We start from the raw sequence: 21,697 nt of genomic DNA, 5'->3' as shown, positions 1-21,697 counted from the left end.
TGTCGGAGTGGTCGTCGGTCACTTCACGGCGCCGCCTGTCGCGCCCGCGGCGATGAACCGCTGGGCGATGACGAGCAGCAGGATCGCGGGCAGGGAGGAGAGGACGGCGGTCGCCATCACCGCGCTCCAGTTCGAGACCTGCGAGCCGAGGTACTGGTAGATGCCGAGCGTCACTGGCCGGACGTCCTCCGTCGTCGTCAGCGTCAGCGCGAAGAGGAAGTCGCTCCAGGAGAAGAGGAAGGCGAACAGGCCGGCGGTGATGAGCACGTTGCGGCTCACCGGGAGGACGATCGAGACGAAGGCCCGCACGTGCCCCGCGCCGTCGACCCGTGCCGCCTCCACGATCGACGGCGGGATGGTCTGCATCGACGCCCGCAGGATGAGGATCGCGAACGGGATGGCGTGCGAGGCGTCGGCGAGGATCAGCCCGGGGATCGAGTTGAGCAGGCCGAGGTCGTTGTACGCCGAATAGAGGGCGTTCGCGATCACGATGCCCGGGATCATCTGGGCGATCAGGATCACGAGGAGGGCGATGCTGATCCACCGGAACCGGAACTGCGCGAGGGCGTAGGCCGCCGGGGCCGCGATCGCCAGGGTCAGGACGACGGTCCCGAGTGAGATGGCGAGGCTCGTGACGAGGTGCCCGCCCTGGTCGGCGATCGCCTTCTCGTACCCGGCGAAGCTCGGGTTGACCGGGAAGAAGTCCCCCGTGAGCGTGTTTCCGGAGGGTTGCAGGGACGCGTTCACCATCCAGTAGACGGGGAAGAGCATGATCGCGAGGATGATGACGCCGAGGACGGTGTAACCGAGGTGGCGCCGGTCGCCGCGGTGGCGCCGTGGGCCGACCGGGGCGAAGCGGCGCGTCTGCCGGCCGCCGGTCACGATGCTGGTCGTGGTCATGAGGGTCCGTGTCCTTACTCGTCGACCGCGCGTCGGTTCACGCGCAGGTAGACGATGGCGAAGAGGAGCGAGATGACGATGAGGATGTTGCTGAAGGCCGCACCGACACCGAACTCGAAGTTCACGAACGACTCCTGGTACGACCGCACCGCGAGGGTCTGGGTGGCGTTCGCCGGCCCGCCGTTCGTGAGACCGAGGATGATGTCGAGCACCTTGATCGTGTAGACGACGCCGAGCACGAGCACGACGCTGACCACGGGGCGGAGGTTCGGCCAGGTGATGTGGCGGAACGCCTTCCAGCCGGTCGCGCCGTCGAGCGCTCCCGCCTCGTAGAGCTCGTCGGGGATGTCCTGGAGGCCGCCGTAGAGGATCGTGACGTTGAACGGGATGCCGATCCAGATGTTGACGAGGACGACCGCGAACAGGGCCACCGACGGGCTCGTCAGCCAGGGGACGCCTGACAGGCCGATGGATCCGAGGGCGGCGTTCAGGACGCCGCTGTCCTGGTCGAGGATCGACCGCCAGGTGGCGCTCGACACGATCAGGGGGAGGAGCCAGGGGAGCAGCAGCATCGCGCGGAGGAACGAGCTCAGGGGGAAGCGTCGCTTGAAGAACACGGCGAGCGCGAGCCCGATCACGAACTGCCCGGCGATCGACCCGATCGTGAACAGTGCCGTGTTGAGCAGTGCCGACGTGAACAGCTGGGAGCTGAACACGGTCACGTAGTTCGTGAACCCGACCCACGGCGCCTCGCCCGTGAAGAACGTCTTCGTCGTGTACTCCTGGAAGCTCATCGTGACGTTCTTGACGACCGGATAGCCGAAGAACAGCACGATGTAGAGCGCTGCTGGAAGGACGAAGCCGAGCTTGATCAGGTCTTCCCGGCGGAAGCGTCGGGACCGACGGCCGGCCCCGGCGGGGGTGCGCTTGGTCGGCGCACCCCCGTCGGTGCCGTTGGACCGCTGGTCGGTCTTCCGGTCCTGGAGCGATGCTCCGGCGATGCCACTGCTCATCGGGATCAGCCCGCGGCCGCCTGCTTGAACGCCTCTTCAGGCGTCGCCTGCCCGGTCAGGGCGAGCTGGATGGCGGTGTAGATCTCGGTCGCGGCCTCGGGCCACTCCTCGCCGAGCTCGCCGGTGCGCGAGCGGGCGTTGGCGACCTGCTCCGTGAACGCGGCCATCTCGGGGACCTTGGCGACATACTGCTCGGCCAGGGCCGTCTTCGTCGGGACGGTGAAGCGGGCCTCCGCGAGGGCCAGCTGGTTCTCGTCGCTCGAGATGCACTCGACGAACTTCGCCGCCTTCGCCTGCTTGTCCTTGTCGCCGGTCACGGGGACGGTCCAGACCTCGCCACCGAGCGGGGCGACGGGCGTCTGGCCGGCCTTGTTGACCGGAACCTGCACGCTGCCGTACTTGAGGTTGGTGTCGGCGCTGAGGGCCGGGATCTGCCACGGACCGTTGATCATCATCGCGGCCTTGCCGGCCATGAACTGGTCGTTCACGTCGGCCTGCGACCAGTTGATGACGCTCTTCGACGCCGAACCCGAGTTCACGAGGTCGACCTGCAGCTGGAGGGCCTCCGCGACGGCGGGCGTCGTGAGGTCGGCCTCGTCGCCGCCGTTGGTCCACATGAACGGTAGGAACTGCCAGCTGCCCTCGTAGGTGGCGATGGAGCTGAAGGCCAGCCCGTAGGTGTCGCCCTCGGTCAGGGCAGCGGCGGCCGTCTTGAGTTCGTCCCACGTGGTCGGCGGGGTGATGCCCTTCGCCGCGAGGAGGTCCTCGTTGTAGAAGAGGCCGAGGGTGTTGACCGTCGGCGCCAGGCCGTAGACCTCGCCCTCGTAGCTCGCCGCGTCGAGGATGCCCTTCGCGAAGCCCGAGGTGTCGACGCCGTAGTCGCTGAGTGGCGAGAGCCCGCCGGTCGCGGCGATCTCCTGCACGTCCGGGTTGTCGAGCATGAGGACGTCGGGCAGCGTCTTGGACGACGACTGCTGGAGCACCTTCTGGATGAGGTCCTTGCCGGGGACGGTCTCGCGCTTGATCTTCACGCCGACGTCGTCCGCGCACCGGTCGAGGGCGTCGCCCACGAGGGTCTTGTCGGGTTCGTTGTTGTAGTAGTCGAGGATCGTGAGGGTGCCGGCGTCGCCTCCGGCCGCCGCGCCACCGCCACCGCTGCACGCGGTGAGTGCGAACGGGGTGATCGCGAGGATCGCGAGCGATCCGAGCACGTGCGGCCGACGGATGATGCGTGGCTGGGTGTCGCGGGCGGTCGTGGATCTCATGTCATGGCTCCTTTGCCTGGTGAGTGGTGTTCGTGATGCGGTGGTGATCGTGGTGCGGTGGGTGGTGCGGTCAGTGGTCGAGGGGGATCCAGGCGGCGCCTGCGTCGGCGCTCGCCGAGACCGCGGTGAGCACGCGCTGCACCAGGAGGCCGTCGGCGAAGCCCGGTTCGGGCGCCCGGCCCGCGGCGAGGTCGCGGGCGAGGTCGGCGACCTCGTGGACGAAGGTGTGCTCGTAGCCGAGGCCGTGGCCGGCCGGCCACCAGGCGTCCGCATACGGGTGGCCGGGTTCGGTGACGAGGATGCGCCGGAAGCCCGCCTCCTCGGCCGGGAGGGTGTGGTCGTGGAACTGCAGCTCGTTCATGCGCTCGAAGTCGAAGACGAGCGATCCGTCGGATCCGTCGACCTCGAGCCGCATCGCGTTCTTGCGGCCGGTGGCGAAGCGGGTGGCCTCGAAGGTCGCCAGGGCGCCGCCGTCGGTGCGGGCGATGAACACGACCGCGTCGTCGACGGTCACCCGGCCGGTGAGGGATTCCGCCGCGTCGCCATCCTCAGGATCGTCGCCCGCGGTGGCGCTGAGGCCGCTCGACGAGGTGGGGAGCGGCCGCTCGGTGACGAAGGTCGAGGTCAGGGCGCTCACGCCGGTCAGCTCCTGCCCGGTGACGAACCGTGCGATATCGATGATGTGGGCGCCGAGGTCTCCGAGCGCACCGGAGCCGGCCTGGTCGGCGTCGAGTCGCCAGACGAGCGGGAAGGTGGGATCCGCGATCCAGTCCTGCAGGTACTGGGCCCGGATGTGACGGATGGTCCCGAGGCGGCCATCGGTGACGAGCCGCCGCGCGTAGGCGAGCGCGGGGGTGCGTCGGTAGCTGAAGCCGACCATCGCGCGCACGCCGCGCGCCGCCGCTCGTTCGGCCGCGGCGTTCATCCGCTCGGCCTCCTCCAGCGTGTTCGCGAGCGGCTTCTCGCACAGGACGTGGATACCGGCGTCGAGCGCGGCGATCGCGATCTCGGCGTGGAGGTGGCCCGGGGTGCAGATGTCGATCACGTCGATGTCGCCACGGGTGAGGAGCGCTCGCCAGTGGGTCTCGACGTCGGCGATCCCGAACCGGTCGGCGAACGCGCGGGCGGCGTCGGCATCGCGACCGCTGACGGCGACGAGGTCGACCCCGCGGCCGAGGTCGAAGAAGCGGGGAGCGGTGGTCCAGGCCTGCGCGTGGATGGTGCCCATGAAGCTGTACCCGACGATCGCGACGCGCAGTGGCTGCTCGGACCGGTTGTCGTCCGTGGTCGTCGGTACAGGCATCAGCACGGCTCCTTCGCCGGTCGAGGTCGGATCGCGCAGACCAGAAAGTTAACCGGTTTACTGCGCGCTTCGGAAACCAGCATGCACCGCGTCGCCGGAGTCGTCAAGAAGAAATTTAACCGGTTTACCGAATCGTGATCCGTGAGAGACTGACCGGACAGCACCGCACCTGAACGGGGATCCATGGCAACGATGCGTGACGTCGCGCGACTCGCAGGGGTCTCGGTCGCCACGGTGTCGTTCGTCGTCAACGATTCGAAGCCGGTGTCCCCGGCCACTCGACTGCGGGTGGAGTCGGCGATGGTCGAACTGGACTTCCGCCGGAACGCGGTCGCCCGCGCGCTCGCGAGCCGTCGGACCCGCATCATCGCACTGCTGTTCCCGGTGCTCCAGCATCGACTGTCCGACAATGCTGCCCGCTTCTTCACCGGTGCTGCGGAGGCTGCCGCCGAGCTCGGGTACACCGTCGTCCTCTGGCCGGAACCGAGCGACCCCGAGGCGCTTCGCGAGTTCACCTCCGATGGCCTCATCGACGGCGTCATCCTCATGGAGGTGCGGCTCGACGACCATCGGGTCGACCGTCTGCTCGCGGCCGGGACGCCGCTGACGCTCATCGGTCGGACGCGCGATCCCTCCGGTCTCGACTACGTCGACGTCGACTTCGAGGGGATGGTCGAGCTGTCCATCGACCGCCTGCAGGCCCTCGGTCATCGGGAGTTCGCCCTGCTCGAGGAGGTCGAGCGGGCCGATCTCGACGGTTACGGCCCGGTGGTCCGCGTGCAGGAGACCTTCCACGCCGTGTGCGCGGCCCGTGGACTCCGCGCTCGGACGCTCCAGTGCACTCCCGATCCGGCCGGTGGTCGCGAGATCGCGGCGACCCTCCAGGAGGAGGCGCCCGAGGTGACCGCCGTCCTCGTGCTCAACGATCGGGCGGCCCTCGGTTTCGTGAGCGAGCTCGGCAGGCGCGGCGTCTCGGTCCCCGACGACCTGTCCGTCGTCCTCGTCGCCTCCACACGAGAGGTGTCAGAGGCGGCCGACCCGGCGCTCGCCGTCACGTTGCTTCCCGCCGCCCAGCTCGGCCGGATGGGCGTCGAGACCCTCGTCGGCCGTCTCGACGGCACCCTCGGTGAACTGCGTCACGAACTCGTCATGGGGGCCTTCCTCGAGGGCGCGTCCCTCGCGCCGCCGCCGCGCTGACCGTCGATCGAGCGATCGCCGGAGCCCCGTCCCCGTCACGGTCGTTGGAGGCCGATTCGCGGGTAGAGCGCGCGGAGCGTCTGGTCGAGCCCGCCCGTGAGCGAGCTGGCGCCGTGGTCGCCGCCCGGTATCGCGAAGGTCTGGACCTTCCAGCCGGCCGCCGTCGCGGTGGCTGCGGCGCGCCGCATCATGTCGGTGTAGACCGCGTCCGCCGTCCCGGCGGAGAAGAACGCCTCCGTGTCGGCGTAGTTCGTCTTCGCCATGATGGTCGCCGGTTTGATCGCGTCGTACGCGTTCTGGTCGCCGTTGAACATCACGCGCAGGTTGTCCGCCGGGAGGCCGGCTCCGGGATACTCCTCACCCGAGACACTGACGACGTTGCCGAAGGTCTGCGGGTACTTGGCTCCGTAGTAGATCGCACAGCTGCCGCCGGCCGAGTATCCGGCCACCGTCCAATCCTTCGGCGACTGGAGGATGTGCAGGTTCGCCTTCGCCCACGGGAGGACGTCCTGCGTGACGTACGTCTCCACCTTCCCGTACCGCCCGTCGATGCACAGCGGATCCACGGAAGGGTCGCCGAGCTGATCCACGACGAGCGCGATGGGGGCGAGCCCCTGGTGGTCGGCGGCGATCGCGTCGAGCGCCTCGCCGATCCACTTCGCGTCGGGGTCACCCGGTTGTCCCATCATCATGAGGACGAACGGGAGCGCCGGGGGATCCTTCACGAGCGCGGCGGGTGGGTAGTAGACCTGCGCCGGGCGGGCGTTGAACCCGGAGTTCGTGTTCGGGATCCGGTCGCCCGTGGGAAGCGGGCCGAACCTGCCCGTCTTCGGCAGATCGGCCGGCGGCTTCCACGTCTCGTACAGCGGACGGGCCGGATCGCCGGTGGGCGTGCTCGTCGGCGTCACGAGGGTGATCGGCTTGCGGTTCTGGACGTGGAACATCGACCCGAGGGTGGTCTGGACGCCGTACGCGCCGTTGACGCCCAGCGCCGCGGTCGCGCCGAAGACGAGGATGCACGCGACGGCGATGACGCGCCGCTGCCACGAGACGCGCCAGCAGATCGTGAGGACGGCGAGCGCGAGGCCGGCGAAGGCGCCGATCAACCAGGGCTCCGCGGAGCGGATCAACGGCCCGCCGAAGACGTCGAGCACGTCGAAGACCAGCCACACCGTCCCCAGGGCGAGGAGCGCGCCGGCCAGGAGGGCGATGAGGGCGCTCAGGTACCACAGCAGCCCGGACCGACGGATGACGAGGTACAGCAGGCCGGCGATGCTGAGCCCGTCGAGCACCCAGACGAGTGGGCCGTCGATGACGTCGAGGTTCCACAGCCAGTCCATCGATGCTCCATCCTGCGTACCGCGATGGTTGTCAGGCTAAGCGGCCGCCCTGAGCGGGACAAGGGCTGTTGGGCGTCCTCACGGGCTCGCCCATAGGATTGAGGGGTTCCGGGAGCGGGCGCCAGCCAGGCGTCAGCACCGGAAGGTACCGCCGCGTGGCAAGCGGCACGGAGGATCCACACCCATGGCAGAGCAGTCCCATCTCGAGTCCGTCATCACCCTGGCCCAGCACCGCGGCTTCGTCTTCCCGTCGGGAGACATCTACGGCGGCACGCGGTCTGCGTGGGATTACGGGCCCCTGGGTGTCGAGCTCAAGGAGAACATCAAGCGCCAGTGGTGGAACGCGTTCGTCCGCGGCCGCGGCGACATGGTCGGTCTCGACTCCGCCGTCATCCTGCCCACCCCGGTCTGGGAGGCGTCCGGTCACGTCAAGGTCTTCAGCGACCCGCTGACCGAATCGCTCATCACCCACAAGCGGTACCGGGCCGACCACCTCTTCGAGGCGTACGAGGCCGAGCACGGCCACCCGCCGGAGAACGGCCTCGCCGACATCCCCGACCCCGAGCACCCCTCGAAGGTCGGCCAGTGGACCGAGATCCGCCAGATGTCCGGCCTCCTGAAGACCTTCCTCGGCGTCGTCGACGACGAGTCTGGTCTCCACTACCTGCGTCCCGAGACCGCGCAGGGCATCTTCACGAACTTCGCGAACGTGCTGCAGACGGCCCGCAAGAAGCCGCCGTTCGGCATCGGCCAGATCGGCAAGGCGTTCCGCAACGAGATCACGCCCGGCAACTTCATCTTCCGCACCCGCGAGTTCGAGCAGATGGAGATCGAGTTCTTCGTCGAGCCCGGCACGGACGACGAGTGGCAGCAGACCTGGATGGACCTCTGCTGGGCCTGGTTCATCGACCTCGGCATGACGCCCGACAACATCCGTTGGTTCGAGCACCCGCAGGAGAAGCTGGCGCACTACTCGAAGCGCACCGTCGACATCGAGTACAAGTTCGGCTTCGCCGGCAGCGAGTGGGGCGAGCTCATGGGCGTCGCGAACCGCACCGACTACGACCTCAAGGTGCACGCGGAGCAGTCCGGCAAGGACCTCAGCTACTTCGACCAGGCCAAGAACGAGCGGTACATGCCGTACGTCATCGAGCCCTCGTTCGGTCTGACCCGTGCGCTCATGGCCTTCCTCGTCGACGCGTACGAGGAGCAGGAGCTGCCGCCGAACGCCAAGGGCAAGATCGAGAAGCGCACCGTGCTGCACCTCGACCCGCGTCTCGCGCCCGTCAAGGTCGCCGTGCTGCCGCTGTCCCGCAACGAGGCGCTGTCGCCGCTCGCCCGCCAGATCGGCGACGAGCTGCGCGGCTCGTGGAACATCGACTTCGACGACTCGGGCGCGATCGGCCGCCGCTACCGTCGTCAGGACGAGATCGGCACCCCGTACTGCGTGACGGTCGACTTCGACTCGCTCGAGGACAACGCCGTGACGGTCCGTGACCGCGACAGCATGCAGCAGGAGCGTGTCGCCATCGACGAGCTGTACGCCTACCTCGCCACCCGCCTCAAGGGCGCGTAGGCCTCCGCCGCTCCACCCGAACGCCCGCTCGCCCATGTTTGGGCGAGCGGGCGTTCGTTCGCCCAAAAACGGGCGAACGGACGCGATCGCGCACGTATCCACAACCTCCGACGACTTTGGAATTTCAGATTCCAGCGTTTGTAACATCGAACCCATGCGTGCGATCGACCACACCGTCGCTCCGCCGGACCTCGACCTCCTCGTCGACACGGTCGTCACCATGGGCGATCTCATCGCTGCCGGGGAGCGCGAGTGACTCGCGGCCCGGCCGCTCTCACGGGAGTGGCATGGGCGGTGCTCGCCACCGCGCTCTGGGGCTCGACGTTCCTCGGTCCGGCGCTAGCCGAACCGGTCGGTCCACTGACACTCGTGTTCGGCAGGTACGCGGTGTTCGGCCTGCTGTCCATCGGCGTGCTGATCATGCGCAGGCGAGTGGCCTCGGCGATCGGCACTCGCAGGATCCTCGTCGCGCTGCACCTCGGCGCTGTGGGATACCTCGGGTTCTACCTCTGCTTCTCGCTCGCGGCCGACATCGGCGGCGGGGTCCTCGCGTCGATGGCGACGGGCGTCATGCCCGCAGCCGTCACGGTCGGCGCGAACCTTGTGCACCGGGAGACCCCGTGGCGCCGGCTCATCTGGCCGATCATGATCTCCACGGCCGGCCTCGTCGTCCTGAACTGGCAGCGCCCCGAGGCCGGTCCAGCGGTCGACGGATCCGGGGCGGGGATGATCCCGGCGACCCTCCTGGCGCTCGCGGCCTGCCTGTTGTGGTCCTACTTCGTGGTCACGAACGGCGCGATCCTGCGCCGGAGCGGTGTGGGATCGGTCGACGGCACGTCATGGACCGCACTGCTGGGTCTCGGAGCCTTCATTGCCTCGTTCGTCCTGCCGCCACTGGCGGTGCTGAGCGGCGAGGTCTCGCTCCTGGACGTCGGCGAGGCTCAGCTGATCCGCTTCCTCGTGTTGAGTGTCCTGCTGGCGACGCTCGGGTCGTGGTGCGCGTCCTGGTGCTGGAACCGCGCCTCCGGGCGAGTCTCGACCGTGGTGCTCGGCCAGCTGATCGCGCTCGAGACCCTGTTCGGAGCGGTCTTCAACCTGCTCCTCGAGCAGCGCCCGCCATACGTGAACGAGGCGGTGGGTGCCGTCCTGGTGACCACCGGCGTGCTGCTCTGCGTGCGATCGAGACAGGAAAGGGAAGCCCGCTCGCCCAAGAATGGGCGAGCGGGCGTTCGTTCGCCCGAGGATGGGCGAAGGGATCGGCGTCAGGCGTTGCCGAGTGAGGTGTCGAGGAACGCGAGCGTCTTCACCCAGGCGTCGGCGGCCGCGTCCTCGCGGTAGGTGATCGTGTTGGTGTCGTTGAAGAAGGCGTGACCGGCGTCGGGGTAGACGGTCGCGGTGAACTCGACCCGTGCGTCCTCCATCGTCGTGGTCAGCTCGGGCAGGCTCTGCATGAGGCCCTCGTCCTGGTCGCCGTAGAAGGCGAGGACGGGGCAGGCGATGCTCGTCACGGCCTCGGGCTCGGGCGGGTAGCCGTAGAACGGGACGGCGGCGCGGATGCGGCGGTCGGCCGCGGCGAGCGCGAAGCTGTAGCCGCCACCGAAGCAGAAGCCGACGACGGCGACGCGGCCGTCGATCCCCTCCTCGTCGAACAGGGCGTCGACGGCCTTCCCCAGGTACCCGAGCGCCTCCTCGGCGTACTCGGGCGACTTCGAGACCGAGAGCTTCTCGCGCAGCTTCGGCTGTGCCGCGGTCCTCGTCGCCTCGTCACTGTTGAAGACGAGGCTCTCCAGCTCCGCACCGATCTCGGGCGTGACGCCGGCACCACTCAGGATGTCGGGCGCGATGACGAGGTAGCCCTCCGCGGCGAAGCGATCAGCGACGTCGGTGATGTGCGGGACGAGGCCCCAGATCTCATGGATGAGCACGAGCCCGCCGCGGAGCTCGACGCCCTTCGGCGGGTCGGCGCGGTAGGCGGTCAGGCCCTTGGTCAGCGTGATGGTCGTCATATCGCCAGTGTTCCAGCCGACCCTCCGCTCCGGCTGGGGGTTGCGCCGGCCCCATGAGTTATCCACAGATCGCTTTCCGGAGCACCAACTGATGTACCAGATGACTACAGTCGACCCGTGGCGTGCCTACAGGCCTGCTCGCTTCACTGCGAGCCGGTCCAGGGGCCTCGACACACTCCGCTCGGCGTCATCGACCTGCCGACGTGCCCCCTCGTTCCATCCGCGATCAACACCCTCGGAGGTTCCCTCGTCGTGCCCAATCGACCCCTCGCCATCGTCGGTCTGTCCGCCCGCTTCGGTGGCGCAGCAGACGCACACCAGTACTGGCGCAACATCCTGGCAGCCCGGCGCAGCGGTTCCACCGTCCCCCGGTCGAGATGGGACCACGCCACGTTCTTCGCACCGCACGACCCCCGAGCGGTGCATCACGCCTACTCCGACCAGGGCTCCTTCATCGACGACGTCGAGCGGTTCGCCGCGCGCCACTTCCGCATCCCACCCAGTCGCGCGCACGCGATGGACCCGCAACATCGCCTGCTCCTCGAGGCAGCGCGAGCCGCGTGGATCGACGCCGGGTTCGAACGTCGTCGCATCGACCGGTCGTCCATCGGCGTCTTCGTCGGGATGGCGGCGAACGACTACCGCGAACTCTCCTCGCTCCGCATCCGGGCGCACCTCCTCGGCGACGACTCGGTCCACGCGGAACACGCCGGCCCCGACCTCACGGCGGCGATGGGCGCGCGCGTCGCGGGTGTGCGGCCGTTCCACGCGTTCTCGATGCCGGGATGTCTGCCGAACATGGGGCCGGCACTGGTGAGCAGCACGCTCGACCTGGGTGGCCCGAGCTTCGCCGTCGACGCCGCGTGCTCCAGCAGCCTCGTCGCGCTGCACCAGGCGATCGCCGCCATCCGGTCCGGGCAGTGCTCGGCGGCGCTCGTCGGTGGCGTCAACCTCAGCCTCGTCCCGGACGCGATGGTCGCCTTCTCGCGGATCGGCGCGCTGTCACGGAGCGGGGTGTGCCGGCCGTTCGACGGCGACGCCGACGGATTCCTCCTGGGCGAGGGCGTCGGCATGATCGTCGTCAAACCGCTCGAGGCCGCCATCGACGACCACGACGACGTCTACGCGGTCATCCACGGCTCCGGGGTGTCCAACGACGGCCGGGCCGAAGGGCCGATGACGCCGACGACGGACGGACAGCTGGCGGCGCTCCGCCGGGCCTACGAGGACGCCGCGGCCGACCCCGCCGACCTGGGCGTCGTCGAGGCGCACGGCACGGCCACCCCGGTGGGTGACCGCACCGAGCTGGAATCGCTGGCGGGGCTGCGGCGTCTCGGGGAGCCGCCGAAACGGACCGCCACGGTCACGGCGGTGAAAGCGCTCGTCGGGCACACGATGGCGGCGGCCGGGATCGCCAGCGTCGTCAAAGCGGCACTCATGGCGAGGCATCGGGTCGTCCCCGGGCAGCCCAGCCTGCGTTCGGAAGCGCACACCGAGGCCCTCCGAGACGGCCGCCTGGCGCTCGCCTCCCGCACCATCGACCCGGGCGACGACGGTCTTGGCCTCATCGGCGTCAGCTCGTTCGGGTTCGGCGGCACCAACGCGCACGTGGTGCTCGAATCACCGCCGACGCGAGCAGGTCGAGTCCGTCGGCGTGCCGCTGGGGGACCGGCCGACGAAACGCTCCCGCACCTCCTCGTGTTCTCGGCCGCCGACCCCACGCTGCTCGGCGAGCACCTCCGTGCGGTCCTCGCCGTCCTCGAGGCCGCCGACGCACCGTCCATCGCCGGCCTCGCGCGGACGTTGGGTTCGCGGTCGCTCGCGAGCACCCGGCTGGCGATCGTGTGTCGCACCCCTGCCGAGCTGGTCTCCGGGCTGTCGGCCGCCGTGGAGCAGCTCGCCGACGGCGTCACCGGGGTGATCTCAGCGGACGTCTGCACCGGCGCCCGTGTCGACGGGGCCACTCCGCGGATCGCGTTCGTCTTCCCCGGGCAGGGCAGCCAGACCCCGCGGATGCAGTCGGACCTCCTCGATCGATTCCCCGCCTTCCGTGCAGCGGCCGAGACCTTGAACGAGCAGGTGCTCGACGAGACCGGGGTCGATGTGCTCGCGGCGCTCTCCGCGGCCGACGCCGACACCCCCTCCGGGATCGAACGCCTCACGTCCACGGAGGTCTGCCAACCCGCGCTCGCGGTGACGGCGCTCGCCACCGTGGCGCTGTTGCGGGAGATCGGCGTGGAGCCCGACCTCGTCATCGGGCACAGCGTCGGCGAGCTTCCCGCCATGGCGACGGCGGTCGCGCTCGATGCGCCCGCCGCAGTGCGGCTCGCCGCGGTCCGCGGACACCACATGCGGTCGGCTGCGACGCGATCCGGCGACGGCATGACGGCCCTCGGCTGCGACGCCGAGCAGGCCGCAGCGCTCCTCAGCGGCATCGACGACGCGTGGATCGCGGCCGCCAACGATCCCCGGCAGACGGTGGTGAGTGGAACCGGCGAGGCCCTGCGCACCGTCGCGGAACGGTGCGTCGAGCATGGGGTGTCTACCCAACCGCTGCGCGTCGCCACCGGGTTCCACTCGCCCCTGCTCGAGCCGATCCGGCCGGCCCTCGTGGCGGACCTGTCGCGGTTCCGGCCTCGTGCGCCGCAGGTGCAGCTCGTGTCGACCGTGACGGGCCGCACGGTCGAGACGGGCGAGGAGCTGGGTCGTCAGCTCGAGGAGAACGTCTTCTCCACGGTGCGGTTCCGCGACGCGATCGAGTCGGCGTCCGCATCCGACGTCGGCGTCTACGTCCAGATCGGTGGGGGGTCGGCACTGCTCGGGTCCATCCGACGCTCCCTGGGCGATGCGCCCGACGTGCATGTCATCCCGTGCAGCGCGTCGTCGCCCGACGACGCGGCGACCTTCCTCCGACTCCTCGGTCGGCTGACGGTGCTGGGCGCCGACCTCGACCTGGCATCGCTCGTCCCGCCAGACACCGCGGGTGTGGCGCTGCCGATCGCGCCGCTGCCGACCGAGCCGTACTGGGTCGTCCGACCGGACGCCACCGACCCGACGACACCCCGAGAACCCACATCCGAACCGCACCGACCACCCTCCCCCGTCGAACAGGATCCCCACTCCATGCACCACGACCCCCGCGATCTGCCGTCCTCCCCGCTCGCCGGACGACCGTCGGCAGGACCGTCGATCCAGCCGGGAGCAGCCGACGCCCAGGCCGACCACCTGCCCGGACTGCTCGCCCTCATGAACCGCCAGCTGAGCCTCATCGAGGGTTCCGGGCAGGCCGGACATGCGCCCGCGTCGACGGATCCGTTCCGTTGGTCAACGGAACCCGGCTCGCCGCAGGCGGAGGTGGTCGCCCGGATGGGCCTCGCAGCCTCCCGGTCCCATCGTGCCGAATCCGACGCGGTCATCCTCGGCATGGTGTCGCGCATCAGCGGGTTCCCGCTGGACCTGATCCGGCCCGACATGCACCTCGTCGAGCAGCTCGGATTCGATTCGCTGATGATGCGTGAGCTGATCACCCAGCTGCACACGGAGTGGCCATCGTTGCCGACCCCGGCGCAGCTCGGCGAGCGCTTCGCCGGACGGCCCACGGTGGAGCAGGTGCTGGACGGCGTCGGCTCCCTGCTGCACCCGTTCGCCGCGGAGCCGCAGCACCGGCTTCCGCGGGTCGAGACGAACCCGGTGGCTGCCGCTTCCCCGGCGCCGGCCGACCGCCCGAGCCGATGGACCGAGGCCGACGCCCGCATCGAGTGCTTCCCGGAGGCGGTCGCCATGCGGGAACGCCGGCAGCAGACGGACCGCAACCCCTACTTCCTGCTGCATGAGGGGATCATCGACGCGACGACGACGATCGGCGACGCCCAGCTCGTGAGCTTCTCGAGTTACAACTACCTCGGTGTCACCGGCCACCCCGTGGTCGCCGAGACGATCGCCGACGCCGTGGCCCGATACGGCAGCTCGGTGTCCGCCAGTCGGTTCCTGTCCGGTGAGCGCCCGATCCATGCCGAGCTCGAGCAGGAGCTCGCCGACCTCCTGCAGGTGGAGTCCGCGCTCACCATGGTGAGCGGCCACGCGACGAACGTGAGCGTCATCGGGCACCTGGTGGAACCGGGCGACCTCATCGTCCACGACAGCCTCGCTCACGACAGCATCATTCAGGGGGCGAAGCTCTCCGGAGCCACGCGACGGTCCTTCCCCCACAACGACCTGCGCGCGCTCGACGAGCTCCTCGGTGCGATCCGCGGCGGGTTCCGGCGGGTCCTCATCGTCGTGGAGGGCGTCTACAGCATGGACGGCGACCTCGTACCGCTCCCGCAGCTCATCGACCTGAAGCGACGGCACGGGGCACTGGTCCTCGTCGACGAGGCGCACAGCATCGGAACGGTCGGTGCCACCGGGGGCGGAGTCGGTGAGTTCTTCGGGGTCGACCGCTCGGACATCGACCTCTGGTCCGGCACGATGTCGAAGTCGCTCGCCGGATGCGGCGGTTACGTCGGTGGCACCGCCGCCGCGATCGACTACCTCAAGTACTCCGTGCCCGGGTTCGTGTACAGCGTCGGCATCACCCCGGCGAACGCGGCCGCGTCGCTCGCCGCCCTCCGGCTCATGCGCGATGAGCCCGAGCGCCTCAGCCGCCTGCGGCAGAACGCCGACCGCTTCCGCGAGACGGCCCGGGCCGCCGGCATCGACATCGGCGACAGTGCCGACTCGCCTGTCGTGCCGTGCATCGTCGGCAGCTCGGAACGGGCACTCGCCCTGGCGACGGCGCTCTTCGACCACGGCTTCAGCGTCAACCCGATCCTGTACCCGGCCGTGCCCGACGACCAGGCGCGGCTCCGCTTCTTCATCACCGCGGAGCACACCGCCGAGCAGATCCAGCGGGTCGTGGACATCACGGCATCCGAACTCAACCGCATCACCCACGACATCGAGGTATCCGCATGACGCACCACTCCGGAACGACCCCCAGACGACGGGCGGTGATCACGCTCCTGATCGGCCTGGTGTTCGCGATCGTGGCGGGCATCGCGGGGGCCGACGTCCTCGACAATCTCAAGACGGGCGGGTTCGACGACCCGCAGTCCGACTCCGTGGCAGCAGCGGACGTGCTCACCGACCGGTTCCCCGGCAGCGACCCGAAACTCGTGCTCGTCGTGGACGTCTCCGACGGACTCGACAGCGCCGCAGGCAGGGAGGCGCTCGACGACATCGTCGGCGCTGTGGACCACGTGGACGGCGCCAGCGTCACCGGCTCCTACGCCGATGCGGAGCAGCTGCGGAGCGGCACCGATCGCGGCGTCGTGCTCGTGGCGCTCGCCGGAGACGAGGACACCGTGCAGCGGGCGACCACCGCGCTCCGCGGGACGATCACCGAGGAGGTGACGTCGGCCACGGTGCGGTTCGGCGGCATCGCGGGGATCAACGACGATCTGAACGCGCAGGTCAAGACGGACATCATCGTCGCGGAGACGATCGCCATCCCGATCACCCTCGTGCTCCTGTTCTTCGCGTTCCGTGGCGTGGTGGCCGCACTGCTGCCCGTCGGCGTCGCGGGCGTCACGATCCTCGGCTCCCTCGGTCTGCTGAACGTGGTCGCGCAGCTCACCTCGGTCTCCCTGTTCGCGGTCAACCTGGTCACCGCGTTAGGCCTCGGACTCGCCATCGACTACTGCCTGCTGTTCCTCACCCGCTATCGGGACGAACGCTCGGGCGGATCGACCGACGAGGAGGCGTTGCGGACCGCCCGGCGGACGACCGGCCGGACCATCGTGTTCAGCGGTGTCGTCGTCGCCGCGGCGCTCGCCACGCTGATGCTGTTCGACCAGTACTTCCTGCGCTCGTTCGCCATCGCGGGACTCGTCATCGTGGCCTGCTCCGTGGTGGGCGCGGTCGTCCTGCTCCCCGCCGCCCTCACCCTCCTGGGTCGCCGGATCGACTGGGGCCGACTGCGCTCCCGGCGCCAGGTCGGGGCCGAGGGCCGGTTCTGGTATCGGGTGGGCGACCACGCGTATCGCCGTCCGTGGTTGGCGGTGCCCGTGATCGCGCTCCTCATCGCCATGGCCGCGCCGTTCACGCACGCGGAGTTCGGGGTGCCCGACGAACGAGTGCTCCCCGCCGACGCGGAGAGCCGTGTCGTGGCGGACATCATGCGGTCCGACTTCGACGTCGCCGAGGCGGACGCCGTCTCCGTCGTCACCGAGGACTGGGCGGGGACGGACCGCGAGCTCGACGAGTACGCCGCCGAACTCTCCTCGATCACGGGCGTCGAGGCCGTCACGACGTCCCTCGGCAGCTTCGTCGACGGACGACTCGTCGTCCCGGCCGACGCGCGGACGGAGCAGCACTTCCGCGACGGTTCGGCGCTCTGGCTGCAGGTCGCGACCGACGTCGTCCCGTACTCGCCCGAGGGCTCGGAGTTCGTCCGCGACGTCCGCGCGGTGGACCCGGGAGCCGGCTCGACCGTCCTGGTCGGTGGCCTCGCGGCGCAGATGATCGACATCGGTGACTCCATCTCGGCGCGTCTGCCGTTCGCCGCCGCGGCCATCGCGCTCATGACGCTGATCATCCTCTTCCTGTTCACGGGGAGCGTGCTGCTCCCGATCAAGGCACTGGTGCTGAACGTGGTCGGGCTGGTCGGCATCCTGGGCGTCATCGTGTTCCTCTTCCAGGACGGCAACCTGTCGGACGCGCTCGGCTTCACCCCGTCGCCCATCGCCATCTCGATCCCGATCCTGCTGTTCTGCATCGCCTTCGGGCTCTCGATGGACTACGAGGTGTTCCTCCTCGCTCGGATCCAGGAACGGTTCCGTGCCACGAATGATCTCGCGGAGGCGGTGCGGAGCGGGCTCGGAGCGAGCGGCCCGATCATCACGGCCGCTGCGGCGATCCTCGCGGTGTCGTTCTTCGCCATGGCGACCTCCGGGGTGTCGATCATCAAGATGCTCGGCATCGGTACCGGCATCGCGATCCTCATCGACGCCATCCTGATCCGCGGCGTGCTCGTCCCGGTCTTCATGCGCGTCGCCGGTCGATACAACTGGTGGGCGCCGCGGTGGCTCGCGGCGATCCACCGCCGCATCGGGATCACGGAGGGCTGAATGGACGCACGGTTCAGCGGCCCGTCGGCCGATGACGACCTCTCGGCGCTCGTGTCCGAGGCGGCTCGTGCGGCGAACGCCCACAACACGCAGCCGTGGCTCGTGGACCGTCAGGGCGATGGACTCGTCCTCCGCCGGGATCGCACTCGCACCCTCGGCGCGAGCGATCCGCGAGGACGCGACACGATGCTGTCGTTCGGGGCGTTCGTCGAGTCACTCCTCATCTGCGCGGCGTCGGCCGGTGTCGGACTGCGGTTCGAGGCTTCAACCGGCGGTGACGCGGAGACCGATGAGGTCGGCCGGTTCTCGCGCCACCCGGAGGGCTACCAGACGAGGTTCTCCTCGGCGGACGTCCGTGGACGACGCGTCTGGCGAGGGCGATGGCGGGACGGCACTCCCGGACCGGACCTCCTCCAGGAGGCCGCGGTGGAGGCGGAGCGCATGGGTTTCCGGCTCGTCTCCATGCCGACGCGGGACGCGCGCCCGATCCTCGTGCGAGCCAACCGGTGGTTCTTCGGCGAGCAGGCGATCGTCGCCGAGCTCGATCAGTGGACCAGGCTCTCACCAAGACATCCGCGGTACGACGAGGACGGCCTCAACGACGCGATGCTCGTGCTGTCGACGGTCGAACGAGCCGGCCTGCGGACGCTGATCAGCCCGCGGGTGTTCCGCGCGCTTCGCGGGCTCGGTCTGCCCGGCTTGTTGGCACGGATGTCGGCCACCGCGACCCAGGGCTCCGGTACCGTCCTCGGCGTGGTCGGGCCTGCCGGGACACCACAGGAACTCGCCGCGGGGCGACTGCTCACCCGGCTCTGGCTCGGGTTTCAGCGCCACGGCCTGTACGTGCACCCGCAGAGCGCACCGCTCGACTGCCCGGAGACCAGGGCCATGCTCGACGAACGGTGGCAGGTCGCCCCGGACGAGCAGCTCGTCGCCTGGTTCCGGGTCGGCATCCCCGCCTCCGACCCAGCGGCGCGCGTGGCGTCCCCGCGTCGGTCGGGTGGCTGAATCCGCAGCCGCGGTGGTCGACGCTCTCCGGATACAGGTGCCGCCGGGCGTCGTCGTCTCGGCGTCCGTCGGCACCGCATCCGGGCCGTTCCGGGCCCGTCCGACCTCGGCTGGTCGCAGCGCCGAATCCCGCTCGGCGCGCGACTGCGCCGGGGCGGCACTCGCGATGCTCGGCCAGCGCTCCACGGACATCCCGACGGGGGAGGGCGGGCAACCGGTCTGGCCGAACGGCTTCGTCGGGAGCCTCTCGCACTGCCCGGGTTTCACGGTCGCAGCCGTCGGTCACGTCGGTGTCGCGAGCGCCATCGGGATCGACGTCGAGGTGCACCGGCCCATCCGTCCCGCCGTCGCGGCGACGGTCGTCTGCGGGGATGAGGCGTCCATGCTCACGCGGCTCGTCTCGAGCCATCCGGCCGTCGCGTGGAGCGCCGTGTTGTGGAGCGTCAAGGAGAGCGTCTTCAAGGCGTGGTACCCGCTCACCGGGCGATGGGTCGACTACACGTCATGTGAGGTGGTGATCCACCCGGATCGGGGCTCGTTCGATGCACGGGTCGTCGCGCCGGCTGGCCCGACCACGCCGCGCTCCTTCGCCGGCCGATGGTCGGTGGTGGGCACCCACCTCTGCAGCGTCGTCATCGTCCCGGTCTCGCGGCGACAGGACGGGGATCGGCTGATCCGGTCCACGCGGGTACCGTTGAGGACGATGTCGTAGACCGCAGGAGGAGGGGCCATGCCGGACGAGGATCAGACGACGACGGACTGGCGCGCGCTGGCCGCCGCCCTCGCGAACGACGACACCCGGACGGTGTACGCGCAACTCGTCCTCGGGCAGGAGCCCGACCTCGGCGGCACCCAGCGTGCTGTGCGGCGAGCCGAGCAGAGCGTCCAGACGTTGTCCCGGGCGGGCCTGTTGGATGTTGACGGACGTGCTTCGGGCAGGGTGTTCCGGGACTTCCTCGCAGCCGCCGCACCGCCGAAGCGCGAAGGGATCGACCGCTTCCTGGTCGACGGTCGGATCGTGCGGTACCCGTCGAATCCGGACGAGCGGCAGGCGCTGTTGCAGCGCGTCGCGGCATCAGCGCTCCAGCCGGGTGAGGTGGTCGACGAAACCGAGATCAACGAGCGACTGACTGCCTTCCACGACGACGTGGCCGTGCTCCGGCGGTACCTCGTCGATGCGCAGCTCGTGGAGCGCACGCGCTCGGGGACCGAGTACGCGCTCGTCACCTGAGTCGGCCGCCCTTCGACAGGCTCAGGTGACCGGGTTGGGGGCTCGGGTACCAGGCGGGAGGCTGAGGGACCGACGGGACGCTCCGGGACCGGGCGGCAGGCTCAAGGCCCGCCGCCGGCGTCAGGCGCGGATGTCCTTCGTGAGTTCGGCGACGAGGGCGGCCCGCTGCTCGCGAGTGGACGGTCGACCTTCGGCGTCGGGACGCTCCTGCCACGGGAACGGTCCCGTGGCGCGGCGGTACTCGACCCCGAGGGCGTCGAGGCGGGCGAGGTGCTGCTGCAGCCGCGCCTCGAAGCCGGCGAGGTCGCGCTCGCGGCCGACCCAGGCGACCTCGGCGAGGGCACACAGTCGCGGATACGCCTGGTAGTCGATGACGCGGGCGGAGTCCATGTGCTCGGTCCAGATGTTCGCCTGCACCCCGATGATGTGCTCGGCCTGCGCCTCCGTCAGCTCAGCCGGCACCGGCTCGAAGGTGTACACCTCCGCGACCGTCAGCGGCGGGCCGACCGGGATCGGCTCACCCGGCAGCTCCGACTCGCGGTAGTCGAGGTAGACGCGGTCGTCCGGGCAGGCGATGACGTCGTACCCCTGGCGTGCGGCGGCGACCGCACCGAACTCGCCGCGCCATGAGGCGACGGTCGCGTCCTTCGGCAATCCGCCGCCCTCGAGGATCTCGTCCCAGCCGTACAGGCGCCGGCCTGCGGCGGACAGGTGCGCCTCGAGCTGGCGGATGAACCACGCCTGCAGCGCTTCGACGGAGTCGAGCCCACGCTCGGCCATGAGGGCTTGTGTCCGAGCGCTCGCCGCCCAGCGGGTCTTCTTCGCCTCGTCGCCACCGACGCCGATGAAGGTCGACGGGAAGAGCTCCATGACCTCGTCGAACACGGTGCGGAAGAACGCGACCGTATCCTCGCCCATGTCGAGGATCGCCTCGTTGATGCCCCACCGTGTCCACACCGACGGCTCGTCCACGTCCTGCGCCACGTCCGGCACACCCAGCTCGGGGTACGCGGCGATGATCGCTCGCGCATGGCCGGGCAGGTCGATCTCGGGGACGACCGTGATGGACCGCTCAGCGGCGTAGGCGACGATCTCGCGCAGGTCGTCCTTCGTGTAGAAGCCGCCGTGCGGGCGGCCGTCGCCGGGAGCGTGCCGCGCTGCACCGTGCTGGCTCTCGGTCCGCCACCCGCCGACCTCGGTCAGCTTCGGGAAGGCGTCGATCTGGATGCGCCAGCCCTGGTCGTCGGTGAGGTGGAAGTGGAGGACGTTGAGCTTGTGGCGTGCGGCGAGGTCGATGAACCGCAGCACGTCGGACGTGGGGAGGAAGTGCCGTGCCACGTCGAGCATGACGCCGCGCCAGCCGAAGCGCGGGGCGTCGTCGATGGTCGTCGCCGGGACGGTCCAGTCGACGCCGGGGACGAGCGCACGGCGGTTGACCGCCGGGGGGAGGAGCTGGGTCAGGGTCACCGCACCGGAGAACGCGCCGGAGGCGTCGGCGGCGACGATGCGCACACCGTCCGCGTCCACCACGAGCCGGTAGCCGCCGGCCGCGACGGTGTCGTCGTGGATGAACGCGATGCTGTCGGTCCGCAGGTCGATCCGTGCGTCGAGGTCGAACCCGGTCGACGTCTGCAGCACCCCGCGCAACCAGCGGGTCGCAGCCGTGAAGCGGCGGTCACCGCCGAGCCCGGTCGTCTCGCTCAGCGTGAAGGCGCCGTCGTGCTGCTGGATGGACACGGGCAGTGGAAGCAT

At 69.9% G+C, this 21,697-nt stretch carries 15 protein-coding genes; 8 read left to right on the top strand and 7 right to left on the bottom strand.

Annotated features, from left to right (window positions below):
- Positions 1-18: 18 nt before the first annotated feature.
- The 4 genes from ITJ62_RS04565 to ITJ62_RS04550 form a co-directional block, all read right to left on the bottom strand.
- On the bottom strand, positions 19-900 hold the full coding sequence (locus tag ITJ62_RS04565; RefSeq protein WP_194599866.1) for a carbohydrate ABC transporter permease: 882 nt from the start codon (positions 898-900) through the stop codon (positions 19-21).
- Positions 901-914: 14 nt separating this feature from the next.
- Positions 915-1,913: a carbohydrate ABC transporter permease gene (locus ITJ62_RS04560; RefSeq protein ID WP_194599865.1), complete on the bottom strand. Its 999-nt coding sequence runs from the start codon at positions 1,911-1,913 to the stop codon at positions 915-917.
- Positions 1,914-1,918: 5 nt separating this feature from the next.
- Positions 1,919-3,178: an ABC transporter substrate-binding protein gene (locus ITJ62_RS04555; RefSeq protein ID WP_194599864.1), complete on the bottom strand. Its 1,260-nt coding sequence runs from the start codon at positions 3,176-3,178 to the stop codon at positions 1,919-1,921.
- Between the two features lie 70 nt (positions 3,179-3,248).
- Positions 3,249-4,481, bottom strand: coding sequence for a Gfo/Idh/MocA family protein (locus ITJ62_RS04550; protein WP_194599863.1), 1,233 nt, complete (start codon positions 4,479-4,481; stop codon positions 3,249-3,251).
- A 183-nt stretch (positions 4,482-4,664) separates the two neighbouring features.
- Between ITJ62_RS04550 and ITJ62_RS04545 the strand changes: the two genes are divergently transcribed.
- The gene (locus ITJ62_RS04545; protein WP_228497815.1) at positions 4,665-5,678 is read left to right on the top strand and encodes a LacI family DNA-binding transcriptional regulator; all 1,014 of its coding nucleotides are present in this window, start codon (positions 4,665-4,667) and stop codon (positions 5,676-5,678) included.
- 35 nt (positions 5,679-5,713) lie between these two features.
- Here the strand turns inward: ITJ62_RS04545 and ITJ62_RS04540 are convergent, their stop codons facing one another.
- Positions 5,714-7,018, bottom strand: a complete 1,305-nt coding sequence (locus ITJ62_RS04540) for an esterase family protein (protein WP_194599862.1) — start codon at positions 7,016-7,018, stop codon at positions 5,714-5,716.
- A gap of 184 nt (positions 7,019-7,202) precedes the next feature.
- Between ITJ62_RS04540 and ITJ62_RS04535 the strand changes: the two genes are divergently transcribed.
- Both ITJ62_RS04535 and ITJ62_RS19280 read left to right on the top strand, forming a co-directional pair.
- Positions 7,203-8,594 carry a glycine--tRNA ligase gene (locus ITJ62_RS04535; RefSeq protein ID WP_064295424.1) on the top strand — a complete coding sequence of 464 codons (1,392 nt, stop codon included), beginning with the start codon at positions 7,203-7,205 and terminating at the stop codon, positions 8,592-8,594.
- A gap of 252 nt (positions 8,595-8,846) precedes the next feature.
- Entirely contained in the window at positions 8,847-9,932 is a 1,086-nt protein-coding gene (locus ITJ62_RS19280; protein ID WP_194599861.1) for a DMT family transporter, read from the top strand.
- Here the strand turns inward: ITJ62_RS19280 and ITJ62_RS04525 are convergent.
- Positions 9,857-10,600, bottom strand: coding sequence for a dienelactone hydrolase family protein (locus ITJ62_RS04525; RefSeq protein ID WP_194599860.1), 744 nt, complete (start codon positions 10,598-10,600; stop codon positions 9,857-9,859). The two genes, ITJ62_RS19280 and ITJ62_RS04525, sit on opposite strands and share 76 nt — an antisense overlap.
- A 252-nt stretch (positions 10,601-10,852) precedes the next feature.
- Between ITJ62_RS04525 and ITJ62_RS04520 the strand changes: the two genes are divergently transcribed.
- The 5 genes from ITJ62_RS04520 to ITJ62_RS04500 are packed head-to-tail and all read left to right on the top strand — an operon-like array spanning position 10,853 to position 19,945.
- The gene (locus ITJ62_RS04520) at positions 10,853-15,553 is read left to right on the top strand and encodes a type I polyketide synthase (protein ID WP_194599859.1); all 4,701 of its coding nucleotides are present in this window, start codon (positions 10,853-10,855) and stop codon (positions 15,551-15,553) included.
- Positions 15,550-17,706, top strand: coding sequence for an MMPL family transporter (locus tag ITJ62_RS04515; protein ID WP_194599858.1), 2,157 nt, complete (start codon positions 15,550-15,552; stop codon positions 17,704-17,706). Before ITJ62_RS04520 ends, ITJ62_RS04515 begins: the two co-directional genes overlap by 4 nt.
- Complete coding sequence (locus ITJ62_RS04510) at positions 17,707-18,714, top strand: hypothetical protein (protein WP_194599857.1); 1,008 nt, start codon at positions 17,707-17,709, stop codon at positions 18,712-18,714.
- Positions 18,707-19,426, top strand: coding sequence for a 4'-phosphopantetheinyl transferase superfamily protein (locus tag ITJ62_RS04505; protein WP_194599856.1), 720 nt, complete (start codon positions 18,707-18,709; stop codon positions 19,424-19,426). The genes ITJ62_RS04510 and ITJ62_RS04505 overlap by 8 nt, the downstream gene beginning before the upstream one ends.
- 18 nt (positions 19,427-19,444) lie before the next feature.
- Positions 19,445-19,945: a DUF2087 domain-containing protein gene (locus ITJ62_RS04500; protein ID WP_194599855.1), complete on the top strand. Its 501-nt coding sequence runs from the start codon at positions 19,445-19,447 to the stop codon at positions 19,943-19,945.
- Positions 19,946-20,065: 120 nt separating this feature from the next.
- Here ITJ62_RS04500 and ITJ62_RS04495 read toward each other — a convergent pair whose 3' ends face one another.
- The gene (locus ITJ62_RS04495; RefSeq protein WP_194599854.1) at positions 20,066-21,697 is read right to left on the bottom strand and encodes a beta-N-acetylhexosaminidase; all 1,632 of its coding nucleotides are present in this window, start codon (positions 21,695-21,697) and stop codon (positions 20,066-20,068) included.

The sequence above is a fragment of the Plantibacter sp. VKM Ac-2876 genome (assembly GCF_015350715.1).
GTDB lineage: Bacteria > Actinomycetota > Actinomycetes > Actinomycetales > Microbacteriaceae > Plantibacter > Plantibacter auratus.
Note: the sequence above shows the minus strand (reverse complement) of the source record. Positions and strands in the feature narration are given on the sequence as shown.

Excerpts from the sequence above, each read along its gene's own strand:
- ITJ62_RS04510 (WP_194599857.1), top strand. The coding sequence starts at position 17,707 with ATGGACGCACGGTTCAGCGGCCCGTCGGCCGATGACGACCTCTCGGCG.
- ITJ62_RS04555 (WP_194599864.1), bottom strand. The coding sequence starts at position 3,178 with ATGAGATCCACGACCGCCCGCGACACCCAGCCACGCATCATCCGTCGG.
- ITJ62_RS04550 (WP_194599863.1), bottom strand. The coding sequence starts at position 4,481 with ATGCCTGTACCGACGACCACGGACGACAACCGGTCCGAGCAGCCACTG.
- ITJ62_RS04565 (WP_194599866.1), bottom strand. The coding sequence starts at position 900 with ATGACCACGACCAGCATCGTGACCGGCGGCCGGCAGACGCGCCGCTTC.
- ITJ62_RS04545 (WP_228497815.1), top strand. The coding sequence starts at position 4,665 with ATGGCAACGATGCGTGACGTCGCGCGACTCGCAGGGGTCTCGGTCGCC.
- ITJ62_RS04535 (WP_064295424.1), top strand. The coding sequence starts at position 7,203 with ATGGCAGAGCAGTCCCATCTCGAGTCCGTCATCACCCTGGCCCAGCAC.
- ITJ62_RS04525 (WP_194599860.1), bottom strand. The coding sequence starts at position 10,600 with ATGACGACCATCACGCTGACCAAGGGCCTGACCGCCTACCGCGCCGAC.
- ITJ62_RS04540 (WP_194599862.1), bottom strand. The coding sequence starts at position 7,018 with ATGGACTGGCTGTGGAACCTCGACGTCATCGACGGCCCACTCGTCTGG.
- ITJ62_RS04515 (WP_194599858.1), top strand. The coding sequence starts at position 15,550 with ATGACGCACCACTCCGGAACGACCCCCAGACGACGGGCGGTGATCACG.
- ITJ62_RS04500 (WP_194599855.1), top strand. The coding sequence starts at position 19,445 with ATGCCGGACGAGGATCAGACGACGACGGACTGGCGCGCGCTGGCCGCC.
- ITJ62_RS04495 (WP_194599854.1), bottom strand. The coding sequence starts at position 21,697 with ATGCTTCCACTGCCCGTGTCCATCCAGCAGCACGACGGCGCCTTCACG.
- ITJ62_RS04560 (WP_194599865.1), bottom strand. The coding sequence starts at position 1,913 with ATGAGCAGTGGCATCGCCGGAGCATCGCTCCAGGACCGGAAGACCGAC.